This window comes from Nonomuraea sp. NPDC051941, from assembly GCF_044593615.1.
This window is the reverse complement of sequence record NZ_JBIUCF010000034.1, coordinates 91,974-111,034: the sequence shown is the minus strand read 5'-3', so window position 1 is coordinate 111,034 and position 19,061 is coordinate 91,974. Positions and strand designations below refer to the sequence as shown.

The following is a 19,061-nucleotide window of genomic DNA, read 5'->3' as shown; positions in this document are numbered from 1 at the left end:
TACAGAACGGCGAGTGCGAGCCGGCCCGGCCCGTGCGCCGCGCGGACCGGGCCTGTGGCCGGGGTCAGGCCGAGCTGGTGATGACCGCGAAGCGGGCGCCGTAGGGGTCGGCGAGGAAGGCCATGCGCCCGACTTCCTCCACGTCCGTCGCGGGAGCCCGCAGCGTGCCGCCGAGCTGCTGCGCCAGCGCGGCCGTGGCGTCGCAGTCGGGCACCTCGAAGTACGGCAGCCAGTGCGGGCTGTCACCGGGCTGGAGCTGGACGATCCCGGCCATCGCCGAGGCCTCACCGCCGTCGGCGGGTGAGATGACGGGGTAGGAGATGTCGCCCATCGGCAGGTCCTCGACGCGCCAGCCGAAGACCGACCGGTAGAAGGCCCGGATGCCGGCGGGGTCGGGGGTGTAGAGCTCGATCCAGCCGAGCGAGTCAGGCTTGGTGACCATGCCGAGCCCCTTCGTCCGGCCCGGCTGCCACACCGCGAACGCGGCCCCCGTGGGATCGGCGAAGACCGCCATGCGGCCCTGGCCCTCGACGTCGCTCGGCGGGAAGAGCACCGTGCCGCCCGCCTGCTCGATCGTCTTGGCGATCACGTCGACGTCGGGCACCTGGAAGTACGTCAGCCACGCCGGGGTCCAGCCCTCCTGCGTCACCTCGCTGATCCCGGCGACCGTCCTGCCGTCGACCTGGCAGAAGCGATACTGCATGTACTCGGGGCCCAGCGTGACGGACTCCCAGCCGAACAGCCCCGTGTAGAAGACGTTCGCCGCCTCCGCGTCGGGGGTGTTGACCTCGATCCAGCAGGGGGCTCCCGGTAGGTAATCGGTGGTGAGCATGGCCTGCTCCTTCGTGTGACGAAGCGATGGGTGGCCTCTTCGCCTCACGGTGCGGGCTGAGGGCGGCGATGCCACTCGTATCCGGCGATTGCCAGCCTCGCACGACCCATCGGCAAAGGCGAGCCGACACCCCAGTCGAATGCGTGTTTGAACAAAGGCATACACTTGACCGCATGACAGCCTCGTTCCAAGCATCTCTGCTCGGCCTCGACGAGGAGCTCGGGGTCGGGCCGCTCGGCGCCACGGTCCGTAGGACTCACCTCGACCACGGCGCCTGGATCGACCTGCGGCCGGGCTGGCTCACGGGGGCCGACACGCTGTTCGAGGGGCTGGCCGGGACGGTGCCGTGGCGGGCGGAGCGGCGGCGCATGTACGACCGGGTGGTGGACGTGCCGCGGCTGCTGAAGTTCTACGACGAGGACGAGACCCTGCCGGATCCGGTGCTCGAGGACTGCCGCCGGGCCCTCGACGATCATTACGGGGAGGAGCTGGGGGAGCCGTTCCGTACGGCGGGGCTCTGCTTCTACCGCGACGGGCGCGACAGCGTGGCCTGGCACGGCGACACGATCGGGCGGGGGAGCACCGAGGACACCATGGTGGCGATCGTCTCGGTCGGCACCCCCCGCCCGCTCCTGCTCCGGCCCCGCGGCGGCGGGCCGTCCATCCGGCGGGATCTGGGGCACGGGGATCTGATCGTGATGGGCGGGAGTTGCCAGCGCACGTGGGAGCACGCGATCCCGAAGACCTCCCGGCCGGCGGGGCCGCGCATCAGCATCCAGTTCCGCCCCCGCGGCGTCCGCTGACACCCCCTACGCAGTTATCGGAGGGTCAGGTGGGCGAGGCGGCCCTGGTCGCCGGAGGCCCAGCAGGAGAGGTCGCGGGTGCAGGACACCGTGTCGAACGATCCGTTGTCGAAGGTCTCCCAGGTGCGCCCGCCCGACCACGTCACGTCGCTGCCCGAAGGCCCCACCGCGATGGCGGCGAACGGCAGGTGGGGGAGCCACGCCACGCCGGAGCGGTAGGCGGGCGGCGGGGTGGTGGCGGGTTGCCAGGTGGTGGCGCCGTCCCGGGTGAGGGCGGCGGCGCTGGGGGAGGGCTGGTCGGGGCGGTAGTCGCCGCCGACCGCGAGGCCGTGGTGGCGGTCGCGGAAGGCCAGGCCGAAGACGCCGCGGGCCGGGTCGCCCGCGGGGATCGGGGTGTCGGAGACCGTCCAGGTGCGTCCGCGGTCGCCCGAGTGGAACACCCGTGACCGCTCCGCCCCGCCGCTGGCCAGCCAGGCGTCCCGGCCGCCCGCGGTGACCAGGCACTGCCCGCTCGCCGCGAACCCCGCTTCGCCCGGCAGCGCCTGCGGCATCCCGTCGGCCGGCAGCACCCGCCAGTTCCGCCCGCCGTCGTCCGTGGCCAGGATCCGGAACCTGCCGTCCACCGGGTCGCTCATGGCCAGCCCGTGCCGCCGGTCGAAGAAGGCCAGGCAGTCGTAGAACGCTCGGGGCTCGTCGTTCCTGAACGTCTCCGTCCACGTGCGCCCGCCGTCCTCCGTCCGGTAGACGCGCGAATCCGTGCCTTCGCCGATCGACAGCGCCACGGCCCTGCGCTCGTCGAACGCCTCGATGTCGCGGAACTGGAGCGCGGAGGTGTCGGGCGGGGAGACGTTCTGCCAGTTCCGCCCGCCGTCGACGGTCCTCAGCACGGTGCCGCCCGAGCCCGAGGCCCACACCACGTCCCGGCTGACGGGCGACAGGCCGCGCAGGCGCGCGGTCACCCCGGTCTCCTTGAGCTCCCAGCCGAGCTTGGGGGTCCCGGCGTGGGCGGCGGGGACCGGGGCGGCGAGTACGGCGGCGGCAGCTGACAGCGCACTCAACGCGATTCGAAGCTTCATGTCGGGCAAACTAGTCCAAAGGATCAACACCGTCCATGGTGTCCGCCCGCGCTTCGGTCAGGCGGACTCGCGGGCCGCACCCCAGGACAGCAGCGCCTCCGCCGTGTCGAAGCGGCGGCTGGAGTCCGACTCGCCGAGCAGCACGCCCACCAGCGTGTGGCCGCGCTTCTCGCCCGCGAACGCCAGCGTGAACCCGGCCGCCCGGGTGAACCCGGTCTTCAGCCCGAGCGCACCCGGCGTCCCGAGCAGCTTGTTGGTGTTGCGCCAGCTGTACGAGCGGTGCTCGGAGGTGGCGTCCAGCGAGTGGTACCGGGTCCCGGCCACTTCCTTGATCAGCGGCACCTGCACGGCCTTGGCCGCCAGCATGCTCTGGTCGCGGGCGGTGGAGTAGCCGTCCCCGCCGCGCTTGGGCAGGCCGTCGGCGTTGACGTACTCGGTGTCGTTCATGCCCAGCTCGCGCGCGGTCGCGTTCATCTTGCCGACGAAGCCGCCGACGCCGGGGCCGTAGGTGCGGGCGAGCGCGTGGGCGGCGTCCGCGCCGGAGGGGAGCATGAGGCCGTACAGGAGCTCGCCGACGGTGAGGCGGTCGCCGGGCCGCAGGTCGGCGGTGGTGCCGCCGCCGTCCTCCGCGTACTGGACGTCCTCCCGCTTGACCTGCACCACGTCCGTGGGCTTGGCGGTCTTCAGGACGACGTACGCGGTCATCATCTTGGTGACGCTGGCGATCGGGAGGCGGTCGTCGGCGTTCTTGCTGAACAGTTCCTTGCCGGACGAGACGTCCATCAGGTAGGCGGCGCTGCCGTACACCGAGGGCGCGTCCTGCTGGACGGCGTGGACGGGTCCAGCGGCGGGCCCAGCGGCGGGCACGGCGGCGGGGGCGCTGGCGTGTGCGGGTGCGGTGAGCCCCGTGACCAGGGCAAGGGCACCTGCCGCAGCGGCCAGGTGGGCTTTCCGGATACGCATCGCTCCAGATTGCCGCGCCCTTTGAGATGCTTTTGCCGAAATGGGCGATATTTCGCGACAAAGGGCGCGGAAAGCCCGGCCATGCCGAAGGAATCGGTCAGGTAAATCTTTTCCCGGACGTCCAGAAGTTGTCGGCCACGCGCTCACCCGCCAGCAACTCCGAGAACAAATCCTCCCACAATGGCATCACCAATTCAGGCGCGTACGCACGCGACGCTTTGTGCGCCGCCTTCCCCATCCGCACCCGCAGCTCCCGGTCACCCATGACCCGGCTCAGCGCGGCGGCCAGCGCGTCCACGTCCCGTGGCGGCACGAGCACGCCGTCCACCCCGTCGGTCAGCACGTCCCGGGGGCCGGTCGGGCAGTCGAAGGCGACCACGGGCAGCGCGTGCGTCATGGCCTCGATCATCACCATCGGCAGGCCCTCGAACCGGGAGCTCAGCGCGTACACGGAGGACTCCGCCAGCTCCCTGTCCAGCCGGTCGGTGCGCCCGGCCAGCGACACGTGCTCGCCCAGCCCGAACCCGTCGATGAGCCCCTGCAACTGGCCCTTGCGCGGCCCGGTGCCGAAGATGCGCAACCGCCATTCCGGATGTTCCCGCACCACCTGCGCGAAAGCCGTGATGAGCAGGTCGAACCCCTTCTGCGGCACCAGCCGCCCGGCCGCGACCACGACGGGATTGACCTGCTGGGAACGTTCCTGGTCGGCCTGATGGACCGCGTTCGGGATCTGCACGATGGGGGTCGAGGGCAGCAGGCGCTGGTACTCGAGGCGGTTGGTGCGCGTCAGCACGGTGACCGCGTCGAACCGGCCGTAGTGGCGGGCGATCTCCCTGCGGATGGTGTCGGGGTACGCCGACAGGTTCATGTGCTCCTGGGCGACCTTGACGACGTCCTTGGCGGCGCGGCGGGCGGCGATCAGGTTCAGGGCGGGCCTGGTGGTCACGAGGACGCCGTCGCGCAGGCCGGAGACGTACTCCATCGCCGCCCACTCCACCCGCTCGGTGAAGTAGTCGGCCGCGAACTCGCCCCTCGGCACGATCTTGCCGCGTACCTTTCGCCAGGCCCGGCGCCCGAACGAGTCCGGCACCCTGCCGTCGCGCTGGTCCACCAGCGCGGTGATCCCGACCCGCGGGTCGAGCGCGAACTGGGGGGTGTCGCGCCGCCGCACCAGGCTGACCAGCTCGACGTCGTGGCCCGCGGCGGCCATCGCGTTGGCCTGGTTGACGACGGTGCGGATGGTGCCGCCCATGCCGTACGCGTGCAGCATGAGGTAGCGGATCTTCACGTGAGGTACCCCCAGGTCCGGCACATGGGTTTCAGCGCGTCCGGGACCTGGTCCGCGGAGGGGAGCTCCCGCGCGGGCTGCACGGCGCCGGAGCGGATCTTGTCGCGCCAGTCCCCGAGGCCCTTCTCCAGGACGGACTGCTTCCCGTACGCGAGCATCCCCGGCTCCCACTCCAGGCCCAGGAACTCGCAGATCTCGCGGGTCACCTTCTCCGGGTCGGCGCTCAGCTCCTCGTACCTGACGGTCAGGCCGGGCAGGGCTGACCTGGCCCGTTGCACGGCCTTCATGTACCGCAGCGCGTCCAGCGCGGCCTCCTCGGGGGTGCGCCTGTCGGGGCTGGCCTCATGCCAGGACGCGGCGATCGAGGCGGGGTGGCGGAGCAGGAAGACGAAGCGCGCGTCGGGCCAGCAGGCGGCGATGCGCTGGTAGGCGAAGGCGTTCGCGGGGGTCTTGTCCACGATGAACCGTTTGCCGCTGCGTACCAGCTCCCGGTGCAGGACGCGGTCCCACAGCAGATGCTCCAGATCGGCCTGGTTGTGCCCGAGGGCCGCCATCGCCTTGGCCGCCAGGCTCGTGTCGAACTGCACGCGGAGGCGGCGTACGTGCAGCTCGTGAGGGGCGTGCAGGGCGGAGTGGGCGTTCAGAATCGCGCGCAGGAGCGTCGAACCGGACCGCACGGGGGACAGGAGGAACACGGGGGAGTCGAGCAACCGGTCGGTCGCCGGATCCGCGGGCGGTCTGATCTCGGGAACGGGCTGGGGAGGAGCCGCTTTTCCTGCACGTTCGATCTGGAATCCGGTGAACCTGACCAGCGCTTTGTTCATTTTGCGCTGCCAGTTCATGCCGAGGGAGACTACCCATCGTTCCTGGCAATTCCCTGGCAACGGTAAACGGCGGACGTAATCCGATATTTGCCGATACGCTCGCGCGCGTGGACGATCTCGATCGCGTTTCCTGGGGCAAGCTGAAGCACGCCTACGGCCGGGCCACGGACGTGCCCGGCCAGATTCGGGCGCTCGCGTCCGCCGACGAAGGCGAGCGCCAGAAAGCCATGTCGGCGCTCTACGGCAACATTTTCCACCAGGGCACGCGCTTCCCGGCCACCCCGCACGCGGTGCCGTTCCTGGCCCGCCTGGCCGCCGACCCCGCCACGCCCGATCGCGAGCTGATCCTCCATCTGCTCGCCTCCCTGGCCCTCGGCTACGAGGAGGGCCACCTGCCGGAAGGCGTCGGCATCGCGCGCTGGCGCGAGGAGAGCGCGGGCGTGCAGTCCAGGACCAAGGAGGAGGCCGACGCCCACCTCGAGCAGTGGGTGGCCGAGGCGCCGAACGACGCCGTCCGCAGGGACCGGGCCTACGTCCGGCAGACGTACGACCACAAGCTGGAGCGCATGTTCGACGCCGCCATGCTGGCCTCCTACGACGCCGTCAGGGAGAACCTGCCGATCTCCCTCCTGGCCGACGGGGATCCGCACGTCAGGACGGCCGCGGCGTACCTCGTGAGCTGGTTCCCGGAGGAGGCGGACACCACCGGGCCCGCGCTCGCCGGCCTCGTCGAGGCCGACGCCGAGCCGGTCACGGTCGCGACGGCGATGTTCGCGCTCTCCCTGCTGCCCTGGTTGACAGAGGCGTCGGCAGAGGCGTCGGCAGGGGCGATCGAGCCCGGGCTCGGCCACGCCGACGGCCTCGTGCGCGACGCCGCCGCGCTGGCGCTGGTCAACCTGCACGGTGAGGACGCGCCCCCGCAGGCCCGCGACGCCGTCGTCAGGCTGCTCACCGCCACCGGCGACACCCCGCTCCCGTACGCCGAGGGCGACCTGGCCACGCTGGCCGCCCGCGTCAGCAAGCGACGCCTGCCCGGTGAGGCGCCCGCCAGGGCCCAGGCCCTCATCGCCCGCCTGGCGGCCGCCAAGCCCGTGGACGCCTTCCCGATCGCGGGCGACCTCCTGGAGACCGTCGCAGACGCGCCGGAGCTACGGCGCGCCGCCCTCACGGCCATCGCCGACCTGAGTGACGACGCGTGGAGCTGGATCAACCTCCAGGAGGTCCTGCGCGCCCACGGCGTCCCGGACGACCGGGACGCCCTGCGGGAGCACCTGCGGGATCACTGACCGGCCAGGCCGGTGTGGGCGACGCCGCGTACGATCTGCCGCTGGAAGAGCACGAACACCACCAGCAGCGGCAGCCCTGCCAGCACGACCGAGGCCATGATCTGCGCGTACCGCAGCCCGAACGTCCCCTGCACCACGTTGGCCAGCCCGACGGGCAGCGTCATCGTGTTCGGGTCGGTGGAGACCAGGAACGGCCAGAGGAAGTTGTTCCAGGTCGTGATGAACGTGAAGATCGACACGGCGGCCAGCACCGGGCGCGACAGCGGCAGCACGATCGTGAAGAACACCCGCCACCGCCCGGCCCCGTCCACGAAGGCCGCCTGTTCCAGCTCCGGCGGCACGTCCTGGAAGAACTTGAACAGCACGTACACGATCAGCGGTGCCGCCACCTGCGGCAGGATGATCGCCCACCAGGTGTCGACCAGCCCGAGCGCCACCATCTCCGCGAACAGCGGCGCGATCAGCACGTGCGGCGGCACCATGATCCCGGCCAGGATCACCGCGAGCAGCACCCGCTGCCCCTTGAACTGCGTGCGCGCGAACCCGTAAGCCGCCATCGCCGAGAACAGTACGGTCAGGAACGTCACGATCACCGCGGTGACGGTCGAGTTGATCGCCCACTTGACGATGCCGCCGGTGCCCAGGACCAGCCGGTACGAGTCCAGCGTGATCTCGCTGCCGAACCACTGCAGCGGGACCTTCGTGGTCTCGGTCTCCGGCTTGAGCGAGGTGGCGATCGCCCAGGCGATGGGCGCGAGCCAGACGACCGCCAGGGCCAGGGCGACCACCAGCAGGACGAGCTGGCTGAAGCTGAACCGCTTGGTCATGACGAGACCTCCGTCCGCTTGCGGAACAGCCGCAGCTGCGCCAGGGAGACGATGACGATCAGGACGAACAGGATGTACGAGACGGCCGAGGCGTAGCCGGTGCGGTAGCCGGTGAAGCCGACGTCGTAGGCGTACTCGATGATCGGCCTGGTGGAGTCCTGCGGCCCGCCGGCGGTCATCAGGTAGATCTGGTCGAACACCTTCAGCGACGCCAGCAGCTGCAGCACCACGATGAGCGCGGTCGTGCGGCCGAGCAGCGGCAGGGTGATCGAGCGCAGCTTGTCCCAGGCCGAGGCTCCGTCGATGGCGGCGGCCTCGTACAGGTGCTGCGGGATCGACTGCAGCGCGGCCAGGTAGAGCAGGAAGTTGAAGCCGACCGTCCACCAGACCGTGGTCAGCACCATCGACCACATGGCGACCGACGGGTCGCCCAGCCACAGCGTGTCGGTGCCGAGCGTGCCGTTGAGCAGGCCGTAGTCGGGCGGGTAGATCATCTGCAGCCACAGCAGCGACACGACGGCGGACGGCAGCAGGAACGGCCCGAAGAACGACAGCCGCCACAGCCACTGCACGAACCGCAGGTGGTGCACCAGCAGCGCGAACCCGAGACCGAGCAGCACCAGCGGGACCGTGCTCAGCACGGTGAACACCAGCGTGTTCCACAGCGAGTGCCACATGCGCGGGTCGGCGAACGCCTCGGCGTAGTTGGCGAACCCGACCAGGTGGTTGTTGCCGCCCGCGATGTTCACGCTCGACAGGCTCATCCGGAAGCCGAGCACCGTCGGCCAGACCAGGAAGGCCAGGTAGATCAGCAGGAACGGCGCCACGAACAGCAGCCCGTGCTGCGTCCAGCCGCGCCGGACCTTCGCCTGGGCGACGGGGGTGGCGGTCGCGGGGGCCGTGACAACGGTGGTCATTGGCGCTCCTCGGCGGGGAAGGGGTTCGGGGCGGACAGCAGCCGGTCGAGCGCCGCCTTGGCCGCGGCCAGGCCCTCCTCCGGCGTGTGATCCCCGGTGATGACCGGGGAGAAGGCCTGCCCGAACTCGAGCCACAGCCGCGACGCCGACCCGGTGAACCACACCTGCGGGTCGAGCGCGACGTCGGTGATGACCGAGCGGTACTCCGACTGCGGCTGGAGAGACAGGTACTCGGGCTCCTCCAGCGCCGGCAGGTACGCGGGCACGTGCCCGGCGACCGCCCAGTCCGCGCTGTTCTTGACCAGGTAGGCGATGAACCGGTAGGTGGCCCGCTCCACCTCGGGGTCGCGGTTGCGCTGGTGCGGCAGCACGAACGAGTGGCAGTCGGCCTGCGCCGCCCCCGAGCCGAACACGTTGGGGAACCGGGTCATGCTGAACGGCGTCTTGCGCTCCTTGAGCCCGGTGGTCTCCCAGTCGCCGTTCCACAGGAACGCGGCCTGGCCGTTGGTGAAGTTGGCCACCGAAGCCCCGTAGTCGGTGCGCCGGTCGCACAGCCCCTCCTCCCCGAGCCGGCGCATGAACCGCAGCACCTCGAGCGCCTTGGCGTCGTCGATGGCGATCTTGGTGCCGTCGTTCGACAGCAGCGTGCCACCGCTCTGCGGGTAGAGCGAGTACCACACGCGCCAGGGGCCCACGGTGCCGATGCCGAGCGCGTCGTAGGCCAGCGGGGGCTTGCCGCCCATCACCTCCTTGGCCTTGTTCAGCGCCGCCACCAGCTCGTCCACGCCCGTCGTGGGCTTGAGCTTGCCGTCGGGGCCGAGCAGCCCGGCCTTCCCGCAGATGTCGGTGTTGTAGTACTGCACCATCGGGTGGGCGTCGAACGGGATCGCGTACAGCACTCCGTCGAGGTGGGCACGCTCCCAGATGGGCGGGCTGAAATCGGCGGCCCGCAGGCCGACCTCCTCCAGCAGCTTCACGTTGATGGGGTCGAGGATCTGCCCCGCGCCGATCCCGGCCAGGCGGGCCAGGTGGAAGGTGGCCAGATCGGGGGAGCGGCCGCCGGAGCCGGCCATCGCGATCTTCGTGTAGTACGGCTCGCCCCAGGCGAGCACGTTCTCCTCGACGAAGACGTCCGGGTTGTCCTTGGCGAACGCCTGGACCATCTTGTTCATGATGATCCCGTCGCTCGCGCCGAGGAAGTGCCAGTACTGGACGCGGGTCTGGGACGAGCCGAGCCCGACGGGGATGGCGCATCCGGTGGCGGCGGCGCCGGCGAGTGCGAGGCTTCCGCCGAGAAGCAGGCGGCGGGAGATGTGAGGGGGATCTTGCACGGTGGCCTCTTCCTGCGAGCTGTCGCTTTCCGCTGAGGTCGGGGGCCGTTTGTTTCGTTGGGGTTACCCGAGTGTTAGCGGTAACAACCGGCGTGTCAAGTCCCCTCCCTGACCAGCGCCACCTGGTGGCGCACCCCTTGACCGGCCTCCTTGTTATCGCTAACAATCTGGATCACGTAACGCCCGCGAAACCCAGGAGATCTCTCCGTGTACCAGGCAAAACTCACGCTCGATCCCGCGTTCAAGGTCGCCCCGGTCCGGCGGCGCACCTTCGGCACGTTCGTCGAACACCTCGGGCGCTGCGTCTACACCGGCATCTACGAGCCGGGCCACCCGTCCGCCGACGAGGACGGCTTCCGCGGCGACGTGCTCGACCTGACCAGGGAACTGGGGGTTTCCACGGTCCGCTACCCGGGCGGCAACTTCGTCTCCGGCTACCGCTGGGAGGACGGCGTCGGCCCCGTCGATCGGCGCCCCCGCCGCTTGGACCTGGCCTGGCACAGCACCGAGACGAACGAGGTCGGCGTGGACGAGTTCGTGCGCTGGTGCCGCAAGGCCGGCGTCGAGCCCATGATGGCGCTCAACCTCGGCACCCGCGGCATCGAGGCGGCCCTCGACCTGCTGGAGTACTGCAACCACCCGTCCGGCACCGCGCTGTCCGACCAGCGCATCGCCAACGGCTCCAAGGAGCCGCACGCGATCAGGATGTGGTGCCTGGGCAACGAGATGGACGGCCCCTGGCAGACCGGGCACAAGACCGCCCACGAGTACGGCCGGCTGGCCGCCGAGACCGCCCGCGCCATGCGCATGGTGGACCCGTCCCTGGAACTGGTCGCCTGCGGCAGCTCCAGCTCCAGCATGCCGACCTTCGGCGCGTGGGAGGCCACGGTGCTGGAGGAGGCGTACGACGTGGTGGACTACATCTCCTGCCACGCGTACTACGAGGAGAAGGACGGCGACCTGGGCAGCTTCCTGGCCTGCTCGACCGACATGGAGTACTTCATCCGCTCGGTCGTGGCCACCGCCGACTCCGTCGGCGCCAGGCTGAAGTCGCGCAAGCGGATCGACCTCTCCTTCGACGAGTGGAACGTCTGGTACCTGTCGCGCTTCCAGAACGCCGCGCCGCCCGCCGACTGGCCGATCGCGCCGCGGCTGCTGGAGGACCACTACCACCTGGCCGACGCCGTCGCCTTCGGCGGCCTGCTGATCACCCTGCTGCGCAACAGCGACCGGGTCACGGCCGCGTCGCTGGCCCAGCTCGTCAACGTCATCGCACCCATCGTGACCGAGCCCGGCGGGCGGGCGTGGCGCCAGACCACCTTCCACCCGTTCGCGCAGGCGTCCCGGCTCGCGGCCGGCGACGTGCTGCGGGTGGAGCCGGTGTCGCCGTCGTACGAGACGGCGCAGTTCGGCGAGGTGCCGCTGCTGCACGCGGTGGCCACGCACTCGGAGGAGGGCACGACGCTGTTCGCCGTCAACCGCTCGACCGACGGGCCGCTCTCCCTGGAGATCGACACCCGGGCGCTCGGCGGCGCCCGCATCGTCGAGGCCACGACCCTGACGGACCCGGACGTCTACGCCCGCAACACCGCCGACGACCCGGACCGGATCGCGCCCCAGGCCAACACGGACGTGGAGCAGGACCCGGCCCGCGTGCTCCTGCCCCCGGTCTCCTGGAACGTGATCCGCCTGGCCCGCCCGTAACCACCACACCGGGCTGACCACTGGTGCTCAGCCCGGCACCTTCGCGGGGCTGACCGCTCATGCTCGGCCCGGCACTTTTGCTGGCTGACCGCTCGCGCTCGGCCCCGCACCTTCCCGGGGCTGACCGCCGATGCTCGGCCCGGCACCTGCGCCGGGCTGAGCACGGGACCACGCCGCAGACTTCACCGGCGGATCCTCGCCTCCGGTCCTTGCCGCCTCCTACGCCTCCGGGGCCGGGGCGGTGCTCTCCCTCACGACCAGCTCGGGCTCCACCAGCCGCCGCGCGTCGACCGACGCTCCCGCCATCCGGTCCAGCAGCAGGTGGAAGGCGTGCCGGCCCACCTCGTGGAAGTCCTGGCGTACGGTCGTCAGCGGCGGCCAGAAGTACGCCGACTCGGGGATGTCGTCGAACCCGACCACGCTCACGTCCTCCGGCACCCGCCGCCCGGCCTCACGCAGGGCGCGCAGCACGCCGAGCGCCATCTGGTCGTTGGCCGCGAACACGGCGGTGACCTCAGGATTCCGGGCCAGCTGCTGCCCGAGCTGGTAGCCGGAACGCGAGCTCCAATCACCCCGCAGCACGTCGGGCACCGGCCGGTCGGCGGACTCCAGCACGCCCCGCCACCCCTCGATGCGCCCGTTCGCGTCGAGCCAGTCGGCGGGCCCGGCCACGTGCCACACCGTGCGATGGCCGAGGCTGAGCAGGTGCCGGGTGGCCCTGGCCGCGCCCGTACGCTGATCCACCTTGGCCACGGGCACGGGGATGTCGTCCCCGGCGTCGACCGCGACCACGGGCATCTCGGCCGGCAGATGCCGCAGCCCGTCGGCGGCCGACTCGTGCGGCGCGACGATGATCACCCCGTCCACGGCCTGGTCGCGCAGCCGTTCCACGCCCTCCTCCATCGACTTACGGCTGAGCGAGGGCAGGCTGGCGATGCTCACGTTGAACCCGGCGTTCCTGGCGGCCTGCTCGATGCAGTAGAGCGTGGAGGCGGGCCCGTACAGGGTGGTGTCGATGCTCACCACCCCGAGAACCCCGGACCGCCCGGTGACGAGCTGGCGCGCGGCCTGGTTGGGCCGGTAGTCGAGCTCCTGCACGGCGGCGAGCACGCGCGCCCTGGTCTCGGCCCGCACCCGATCCGGCGCGTTGAGCACGCGCGACACGGTCATGGCCGAGACTCCGGCGAGCACGGCTACGTCCATGAGCACCGCAGGCCTGCCGTCCCTGGATCTCACGGAGGCTCACCCCCTTGCCGATAACGCTAACAGCCGCCGACCCCGAACGCGCGGACCATTATCACCGCCCGACCCGCCTCCAGAAAAGCACGGCCTTCCACGACGGGGCCGCTTCGCACCCGGGATTCCAGCCACCGCCTCCCAGGGGCCTGCCGCCCCTTCGACCCTCGAAAACCTCCGCTATACGTGGTTGCCGAGTGGGCCTGCCGGAGCCCGCCCGGATACCCCGCTCGCCACCCCCAAGTCACCTGGTCACGCGGCGGGTCGTGGGAGCACGCCCCGATCCCGACGAGATTGCGCTGAGCACCACTCAGGGACGGCGCTGTTTCAGGCGCCTTCGACGATGCTCCACAGCATGCTGTGGAACTTGGCATGCTCGGAAGCCGGGATGGCGGCGAGGCGTTCGCTGATGGCCGCGTCGCGGGCCACGGCGACCTGGCTCTTCACCTCGACGCCCCTCGGCGTGGCCGCCGGAATGCGGACGCGCCGGTCGCGTTCGGAGACGTTGCGGACGATCAGGCCGTCCTTCTCCAAGCGGTCGATGATGGCCACCAGCGTCGTCTTGTCGATGTCGAGCTCGCGGGCGATCTCGAGCTGAGTGCGCTGCGAGCCGTCGCTGACCAGGGCGAGGACGAGCCAGTCCCGCAGGTCGGCGAGGCCGGCCGCGCGCGACACCCTGTTGAAGGACTCCTTGAGCGCCTCGGCGGCGCGATGGGCCAGCCAGGTCAGGTCTTCGGCCGGCACGGAGCGGTCACTGTCTCGGGGCACGAGCGGATGCTATCGCATGTTCCTCGGATGGTCTGGTCTCATATCGTCTTGCTTCGGATAATCCATCATCGTATGGTTGAGCACTCGGAGACCGCCCTCAACGGCTGGGAGAACGCGCATGGCCACCGACCTCGGAGCCCGGATCCGCCGGCTCGAAGACCGCGTCGAGATCGTCGAGCAGATCACCAAGTACGCGATCAGCGTCGACCGCCGTGACTGGGAGCTGTTCGCCGCCTGTTTCACCGACCCCGTGTACACCGACTACTCCGAACTGGGCAGCCCGGCCGGAAGCTTCGCCCGCGACGAGGTCGTCCGCCGCATCAGCGAGGCCCTCGACGGGTTCACCGCCACACAGCACATCAGCCCGAACCATGTCGTCGAATTCGACCCGGACGATCCCGACCGGGCGATCTGCCACTCCGCCATGTACGCGCAGCACCTCCTCGAAGGGTCCGAGGGCGGCGACTTCTACCTGCTGCGCGGCTCGTACACCAACCACATGCTCCGCACCCCGGACGGCTGGCGCATCGAGCGCGTCGTCCAGCACGTCGGCTGGGCCGACGGCAACCGCGGCGCGGTCGCGGAAGCCGTGGCCCGGACCCGGGCGAAGAGGATCAGGGGATAGTCGCGGCCCGGTCCCGAGCGAAAGGGACCAGGGATAGCCGGCGCTCGGCGGGTGCTATGGTGTGAAACGCTCGTGATCAGAAGCTAGGAGACCAGACGTGGCAGGTGACGACGACATCTCCGGGTGATACCGGAGATTGACCGGCCCCGGCAGGCGCACATGACCGCCGCCGATGTGGCCCTCGTCGTCATTCCCGAACCCCTGTCCCCATTACCGGGTGGCTTCGGCGCGCCCGCGTTCTTTCACGAGGTCTTCTCGCATGTCCGACGCGTTCATCATCTGCTCCAGCCTGTCCTTCTCCTGGCCTGACGACACGCCCGTCTTCAGCGACCTGTCCTTCACCGTGGGCGGCGGCCGTACGGGCCTCGTCGCCCCCAACGGCGCGGGCAAGAGCACGCTGCTCAAGCTGATCGCCGGCGAGTACCGGCCCGGAGGCGGGAGCGTGTCCGTCAGCGGGCTGCTCGGTTACCTGCCGCAGAGCCTGCCCCTCACCGGCGACCTGACCGTGGCCGAGGTCCTCGGGATCGCCCCGGTGATCGCCGCGCTGGACGCCATCGAGTCGGGCGACGCCAGTGAGGAGCACTTCGCCACGATCGGCAACGACTGGGACATCGAGGAGCGCACCCGCGCCCAGCTTGACCGGCTCGGGCTCGGCGATCTCGTGTTCGACCGCACGCTGCGGACGCTGAGCGGCGGCCAGGTCGTCTCGCTCGGCCTGGCCGCGCAGCTGCTCAGGCGGCCCGACGTCCTGCTGCTCGACGAGCCGACGAACAACCTCGACCTCGCCGCCCGCCGCCGGCTCTACGACGTGCTCGGCGACTGGAACGGCTGCCTGCTCGTGGTCAGCCACGACCGGGCCCTGCTCGACCGGATGGACCGCATCGCCGAGCTCGACCGGGGCGAGGTGCGCTTCTACGGCGGCGACTTCACCGCGTACGAGGAGGCCGTACGCGCCGAGCAGGAGGCCGCCGAGCGGAACGTGCGCAGCGCCGAGCAGGAGCTCAAGCGCGAGAAGCGGGAGATGCAACAGGCCCGCGAGCGCGCCGACCGCCGGGCGAGCAATGCCGCCCGCAACCTCAAGAGCGCCGGGCTGCCGCGCATCTTCGCCGGGAACATGAAGCGGGGCGCCCAGGAGTCGGCCGGGCGGGCGGGCCAGATGCACGCCGCCCGCGTCAGCGACGCCAAGGCCAGGCTCGACGAGGCCGGGCGGGCGCTGCGCGACGACCAGAAGATCACGCTGGAGCTGCCGGGTACGAACGTGCCCGCCGGGCGCACGGTGTTCCACGGCGAGCACCTGCAGGCCCGTGGCCTGTTCGCCGAGCCGGGTGTCGACCTGACGGTCCGCGGGCCCGAACGCATCGCGCTGACCGGCCCCAACGGCGCGGGCAAGTCGACCCTGCTACGCCTGATCAGCGGCGACCTGGCGCCCGACGGCGGCACGACCAGGCGGGCCGACGGCCGGGTCGCCTACCTGTCGCAGCGGCTCGACCTGCTCGACGTCGAGCGCACCGTGGCCGAGAACCTGGCCGCGTTCGCCCCCCGCATGCCGGAGGCGGAGCGGATGAACCTGCTCGCCCGCTTCCTGTTCCGCGGCGCCCGCGCGCACCTGCCGGTGGGCGTGCTGTCGGGCGGCGAACGGCTGCGCGCCACGCTGGCCTGCGTGCTCTGCGCCGATCCGGCTCCGCAACTCCTGCTGCTCGACGAGCCCACCAACAACCTCGACCTGGTCAGCGTGGGGCAGCTGGAAAGCGCGCTCGGCTCGTACGAGGGGGCGTTCGTGGTGGTCAGCCACGACGAGCGGTTCCTGGCGGAGATCGGGGTGGAGCGCCGGCTGGAGCTGTCCGGCGGCCGGCTGCTGGAGACCGGAGGGCCCGCCGGTGAGTGACGCGCTGCTCGCCCGCGACCTCGTACGGACGCTGGGCACGCGGCGCGTGCTCGACGGCGTCACCCTCACCGCCGCCCCCGGCCACCGGATCGGGCTGATCGGCGAGAACGGCGTGGGCAAGTCCACCCTGCTGCGGCTGCTGGCGGGGGTGGACCAGCCCGACTCCGGCACCGTCGTCCGCCCCGCCGACCTCGGCTACCTGCATCAGGAGCTGCCGTTCGACGGCGATGCCACGGTCGCCGAGGTGCTCGACGACGCCCTGCGCGAGGCGCGCGCAGACCTGGCCGAGCTCGACCGGCTCACCCGGGCGCTCGCCGGGGCCCCGGATGACGCCGCTCTGCTCGAAGCGTACGGGGCCCGGCTCGACCAGGCGCAACAGCGCGAGTCCTGGGACGCCGACCGGCGCGCGGAGATCGTCCTCGACCGGCTCGGCCTGGGTGGCGTGCCGCGTTCCCGCGCGCTCGCGTCACTGTCGGGCGGGCAGCGCGGGCGGCTCGCCCTGGCGGCGCTGCTCATCAGGCGGCCCGCGGCACTCCTGCTGGACGAGCCCACCAACCACCTGGACGACGCCGCCGCGGTGTTCGTGGAGGAGCAGTTGCGCGGGATGACCGGGGTCGTGGTCGTGGCCAGCCACGACCGGGCGTTCCTGGACGCGGTCTGCACGGACCTGATCGACCTCGACCCCGCGGTGGACGGGCCCGTCCGGTACGGGGGCGGGTACGGCGCGTACCTGGCCGAGAAGCGGGCCGAGCGGGAGCGCTGGGAGCGGCGGCACGTGGAGGAGCAGGCCGAGCTCGGCGAGCTGCGCCGGTCCGTCGCGGTGACGGCGCGGCGGGTGGCGCTGGACGGGCTGCGGCGCGACAACGAGAAGATGGGGTACGGGCACCGTGGCGGGCGCGTGCAGAGCCAGATCTCGCGCAGGGTACGCAACGCCGCCCGGCGGCTGGCCGAGCTGGAACGCGACCAGGTCCCCGCCCCACCGGCGCCACTCCGCTTCCACCCTCCGGCCCTGGCCTCCCACGCGCCGGACGACGCCACTCCCGCCCTGAGCACCCCCGCGCCCGAGGACGCCGCCCCCGACGCGCCGGAGAACGCCGCTCCCGACGTGCGGGAGAACGCCGCTCTCGACGTGCCGGAGAACGTCGCTCCCCACGCGCCCCTGCTGTCGTTGCGGGACGTGCGGGTGCCGGGACGGCTCGCGATCGACCGGCTCGACGTGTCGCCAGGGGAGCGCCTGCTGGTCACCGGGCCGAACGGGGCGGGCAAGTCGACGCTCCTGGCAGTACTGGCCGGCCGGCTCGACGCGGAGGGCGAGGTGCGGCGGCGGCGCGGCCTGACCGTCGGGCTGCTGGCCCAGGACACCGTGTTCGAGCGGCCGGACCGCACGGTGCGGGAGACGTACGAGCTGGCACTGGGAGCGGAGCGCGCGGAGTCCGTGCCGCTGCGCTCCCTCGGCCTGATCGGCCGGCGGGACGTGGACCTGCGGGTGGGCGAGCTGTCCGTCGGCCAGCGCCGGCGGCTCGCGCTGGCGCTGCTGGTGGCGGACCCGCCCGAGGTGCTCCTGCTCGACGAGCCCACGAACCACCTCTCGCCCCGCCTCTCCGACGAACTGGAGGAGGCGATGGGCTCGGCGGGACCCGGCGCGATCGTGATCGCCAGCCACGACCGGTGGTTGCGGGCACGCTGGCAGGGCCGTCACCTCCGGCTTCACCACCGTGACAGGTGACGCCGGCACCGGCCTGGGGGCGCGAATGACAAAGGCCTCAGCCCACGTGCGGCGGCCCCGCCTTGACGCGCTCCACGAGTTGCTCCACGGAGCCCCGATATCCGTGGAGGTGCTCCAGCCACCAGGTAGCGCCCGCGTCGGCGTAAGCCTTCACCGAGGAGCCGGGCTCGCTGACCCCGATGATCGCCACGTCGAAACCCGCGGCCGAAGGCCGGTGCCGGAGCACCTCTCCGACCTGAACGGCGAGCGAGTCCGGCGACAGCGTCATGCGGCACTCCTGGTCGTCGCCGCCGACGATCCACCCGTCCCAGCGAGCGGCCCGGCGAAGAGCGCCCGGAGCCGAGCCGCCGACCCACACCGGGACCCGGGGCCGCTGGAGGGGCAACGGCGACAGGCGTACCCCGTCGATCGTGTAGTGGGCACCCCGGTGGTGCACCTCGGCGCCGGACCAGAGCGAGGAGATGATCTCCAGCGCCTCGTCGAGCACGTTCCCACCGGGCCGGGACGAGCCGAACGCGGTGAACTCGGCGGTCACTCCGCCCAGCCCGGCACCCAGGATCGCCCGGCCGCCGCTCAGCCGATCGAAAGTGGCCACGGTGTGAGCCAGCGTTTCCGGACGGTGCCGGGCCACGGCGGTCACCGCGGTGCCCAACCGGACACGGGAGGTTTCCTGGGCCGCGGCGGCCAGCACCACCCACGGGTCGGCCGATGGCGTCCCCCAGGCGAAGGCAAGGTGATCCCACACCACCACGGCATCCCATCCGGCGGCCTCGGCCTCCCGAGCCAGACGAACCAAGCGCGATGGCTCTGCGAGCTCACCGAGGATCGCGATGTCGATGCCGTAACGCATGGGCCCACCCAAGCACTTGGCACCGACATTTCAGGGCGTCGGATCTTGATCGACCTGGGCTGCGGCGTCAGGTGTAACCGGCTCAGGGGGCCGTTCTCGGCGCTCGCCGCCTCGATGGCG

General features: G+C 71.4%; 17 protein-coding genes. 6 read left to right on the top strand and 11 right to left on the bottom strand.

Annotated elements, in window-relative coordinates; translation table 11 throughout:
- Window positions 1-64: 64 nt before the first annotated feature.
- Window positions 65-832, bottom strand: coding sequence for a VOC family protein (locus ACIHFD_RS43275; protein WP_397371868.1), 768 nt, complete (start codon window positions 830-832; stop codon window positions 65-67).
- 173 nt (window positions 833-1,005) lie between these two features.
- Here ACIHFD_RS43275 and ACIHFD_RS43270 point away from each other — a divergent pair, with 173 nt between their 5' ends.
- Complete coding sequence (locus tag ACIHFD_RS43270; RefSeq protein WP_397371867.1) at window positions 1,006-1,635, top strand: alpha-ketoglutarate-dependent dioxygenase AlkB; 630 nt, start codon at window positions 1,006-1,008, stop codon at window positions 1,633-1,635.
- Between the two features lie 14 nt (window positions 1,636-1,649).
- Here ACIHFD_RS43270 and ACIHFD_RS43265 read toward each other — a convergent pair whose 3' ends face one another.
- The 4 genes from ACIHFD_RS43265 to ACIHFD_RS43250 form a co-directional block, all read right to left on the bottom strand.
- Window positions 1,650-2,711, bottom strand: a complete 1,062-nt coding sequence (locus tag ACIHFD_RS43265) for a WD40/YVTN/BNR-like repeat-containing protein (RefSeq protein ID WP_397371866.1) — start codon at window positions 2,709-2,711, stop codon at window positions 1,650-1,652.
- Between the two features lie 57 nt (window positions 2,712-2,768).
- A complete protein-coding gene (locus ACIHFD_RS43260) occupies window positions 2,769-3,674 on the bottom strand; it encodes a D-alanyl-D-alanine carboxypeptidase family protein (protein WP_397371865.1) in 906 nt (301 codons plus the stop codon).
- 97 nt (window positions 3,675-3,771) lie between these two features.
- Window positions 3,772-4,962 (bottom strand): glycosyltransferase family 4 protein, encoded by a 1,191-nt coding sequence (locus ACIHFD_RS43255; RefSeq protein ID WP_397371864.1) that lies wholly within the window; start codon window positions 4,960-4,962, stop codon window positions 3,772-3,774.
- Window positions 4,959-5,804, bottom strand: a complete 846-nt coding sequence (locus tag ACIHFD_RS43250) for a sulfotransferase family protein (RefSeq protein WP_397371863.1) — start codon at window positions 5,802-5,804, stop codon at window positions 4,959-4,961. Before ACIHFD_RS43250 ends, ACIHFD_RS43255 begins: the two co-directional genes overlap by 4 nt.
- Before the next feature lie 89 nt (window positions 5,805-5,893).
- Between ACIHFD_RS43250 and ACIHFD_RS43245 the strand changes: the two genes are divergently transcribed.
- A complete protein-coding gene (locus ACIHFD_RS43245) occupies window positions 5,894-7,072 on the top strand; it encodes a hypothetical protein (RefSeq protein ID WP_397371862.1) in 1,179 nt (392 codons plus the stop codon).
- On the opposite strand, the gene ACIHFD_RS43240 is transcribed toward ACIHFD_RS43245, so the two are convergent.
- Genes ACIHFD_RS43240 through ACIHFD_RS43230 form a run of 3 tightly spaced genes read right to left on the bottom strand, consistent with a single transcriptional unit; the run spans window position 7,066 to window position 10,147 of the window.
- Window positions 7,066-7,899 carry a carbohydrate ABC transporter permease gene (locus ACIHFD_RS43240; RefSeq protein WP_350727033.1) on the bottom strand — a complete coding sequence of 278 codons (834 nt, stop codon included), beginning with the start codon at window positions 7,897-7,899 and terminating at the stop codon, window positions 7,066-7,068. The genes ACIHFD_RS43245 and ACIHFD_RS43240 overlap by 7 nt on opposite strands.
- Entirely contained in the window at window positions 7,896-8,816 is a 921-nt protein-coding gene (locus tag ACIHFD_RS43235; RefSeq protein ID WP_397371861.1) for a carbohydrate ABC transporter permease, read from the bottom strand. Before ACIHFD_RS43235 ends, ACIHFD_RS43240 begins: the two co-directional genes overlap by 4 nt.
- Window positions 8,813-10,147 carry an extracellular solute-binding protein gene (locus tag ACIHFD_RS43230; RefSeq protein ID WP_397371860.1) on the bottom strand — a complete coding sequence of 445 codons (1,335 nt, stop codon included), beginning with the start codon at window positions 10,145-10,147 and terminating at the stop codon, window positions 8,813-8,815. Before ACIHFD_RS43230 ends, ACIHFD_RS43235 begins: the two co-directional genes overlap by 4 nt.
- A gap of 207 nt (window positions 10,148-10,354) precedes the next feature.
- Between ACIHFD_RS43230 and ACIHFD_RS43225 the strand changes: the two genes are divergently transcribed.
- A complete protein-coding gene (locus tag ACIHFD_RS43225) occupies window positions 10,355-11,851 on the top strand; it encodes an alpha-N-arabinofuranosidase (RefSeq protein ID WP_397371859.1) in 1,497 nt (498 codons plus the stop codon).
- A 219-nt stretch (window positions 11,852-12,070) separates the two neighbouring features.
- On the opposite strand, the gene ACIHFD_RS43220 is transcribed toward ACIHFD_RS43225, so the two are convergent.
- Both ACIHFD_RS43220 and ACIHFD_RS43215 read right to left on the bottom strand, forming a co-directional pair.
- Window positions 12,071-13,054 (bottom strand): LacI family DNA-binding transcriptional regulator, encoded by a 984-nt coding sequence (locus ACIHFD_RS43220; RefSeq protein WP_397371897.1) that lies wholly within the window; start codon window positions 13,052-13,054, stop codon window positions 12,071-12,073.
- 360 nt (window positions 13,055-13,414) lie between these two features.
- The gene (locus tag ACIHFD_RS43215) at window positions 13,415-13,855 is read right to left on the bottom strand and encodes a MarR family winged helix-turn-helix transcriptional regulator (protein ID WP_397371858.1); all 441 of its coding nucleotides are present in this window, start codon (window positions 13,853-13,855) and stop codon (window positions 13,415-13,417) included.
- Window positions 13,856-13,973: 118 nt separating this feature from the next.
- On the opposite strand from ACIHFD_RS43215, the gene ACIHFD_RS43210 reads away from it, so the two are divergent.
- The 3 genes from ACIHFD_RS43210 (at window position 13,974) to ACIHFD_RS43200 (ending at window position 18,091) form a co-directional block, all read left to right on the top strand.
- The gene (locus tag ACIHFD_RS43210) at window positions 13,974-14,480 is read left to right on the top strand and encodes a nuclear transport factor 2 family protein (RefSeq protein WP_397371857.1); all 507 of its coding nucleotides are present in this window, start codon (window positions 13,974-13,976) and stop codon (window positions 14,478-14,480) included.
- Between the two features lie 259 nt (window positions 14,481-14,739).
- Window positions 14,740-16,365, top strand: coding sequence for an ABC-F family ATP-binding cassette domain-containing protein (locus ACIHFD_RS43205; protein WP_397371856.1), 1,626 nt, complete (start codon window positions 14,740-14,742; stop codon window positions 16,363-16,365).
- Window positions 16,358-18,091, top strand: coding sequence for an ABC-F family ATP-binding cassette domain-containing protein (locus tag ACIHFD_RS43200; RefSeq protein ID WP_397371855.1), 1,734 nt, complete (start codon window positions 16,358-16,360; stop codon window positions 18,089-18,091). Before ACIHFD_RS43205 ends, ACIHFD_RS43200 begins: the two co-directional genes overlap by 8 nt.
- 37 nt (window positions 18,092-18,128) lie before the next feature.
- On the opposite strand, the gene ACIHFD_RS43195 is transcribed toward ACIHFD_RS43200, so the two are convergent.
- The gene (locus tag ACIHFD_RS43195; protein ID WP_397371854.1) at window positions 18,129-18,941 is read right to left on the bottom strand and encodes an LLM class flavin-dependent oxidoreductase; all 813 of its coding nucleotides are present in this window, start codon (window positions 18,939-18,941) and stop codon (window positions 18,129-18,131) included.
- Window positions 18,942-19,061 lie beyond the last annotated feature (120 nt).

Coding starts and splice junctions, on each gene's coding strand:
- ACIHFD_RS43275 (WP_397371868.1), bottom strand. CDS start 832: ATGCTCACCACCGATTACCTACCGGGAGCCCCCTGCTGGATCGAGGTC.
- ACIHFD_RS43270 (WP_397371867.1), top strand. CDS start 1,006: ATGACAGCCTCGTTCCAAGCATCTCTGCTCGGCCTCGACGAGGAGCTC.
- ACIHFD_RS43265 (WP_397371866.1), bottom strand. CDS start 2,711: ATGAAGCTTCGAATCGCGTTGAGTGCGCTGTCAGCTGCCGCCGCCGTA.
- ACIHFD_RS43260 (WP_397371865.1), bottom strand. CDS start 3,674: ATGCGTATCCGGAAAGCCCACCTGGCCGCTGCGGCAGGTGCCCTTGCC.
- ACIHFD_RS43250 (WP_397371863.1), bottom strand. CDS start 5,804: ATGAACTGGCAGCGCAAAATGAACAAAGCGCTGGTCAGGTTCACCGGA.
- ACIHFD_RS43240 (WP_350727033.1), bottom strand. CDS start 7,899: ATGACCAAGCGGTTCAGCTTCAGCCAGCTCGTCCTGCTGGTGGTCGCC.
- ACIHFD_RS43235 (WP_397371861.1), bottom strand. CDS start 8,816: ATGACCACCGTTGTCACGGCCCCCGCGACCGCCACCCCCGTCGCCCAG.
- ACIHFD_RS43220 (WP_397371897.1), bottom strand. CDS start 13,054: ATGGACGTAGCCGTGCTCGCCGGAGTCTCGGCCATGACCGTGTCGCGC.
- ACIHFD_RS43210 (WP_397371857.1), top strand. CDS start 13,974: ATGGCCACCGACCTCGGAGCCCGGATCCGCCGGCTCGAAGACCGCGTC.
- ACIHFD_RS43205 (WP_397371856.1), top strand. CDS start 14,740: ATGTCCGACGCGTTCATCATCTGCTCCAGCCTGTCCTTCTCCTGGCCT.
- ACIHFD_RS43195 (WP_397371854.1), bottom strand. CDS start 18,941: ATGCGTTACGGCATCGACATCGCGATCCTCGGTGAGCTCGCAGAGCCA.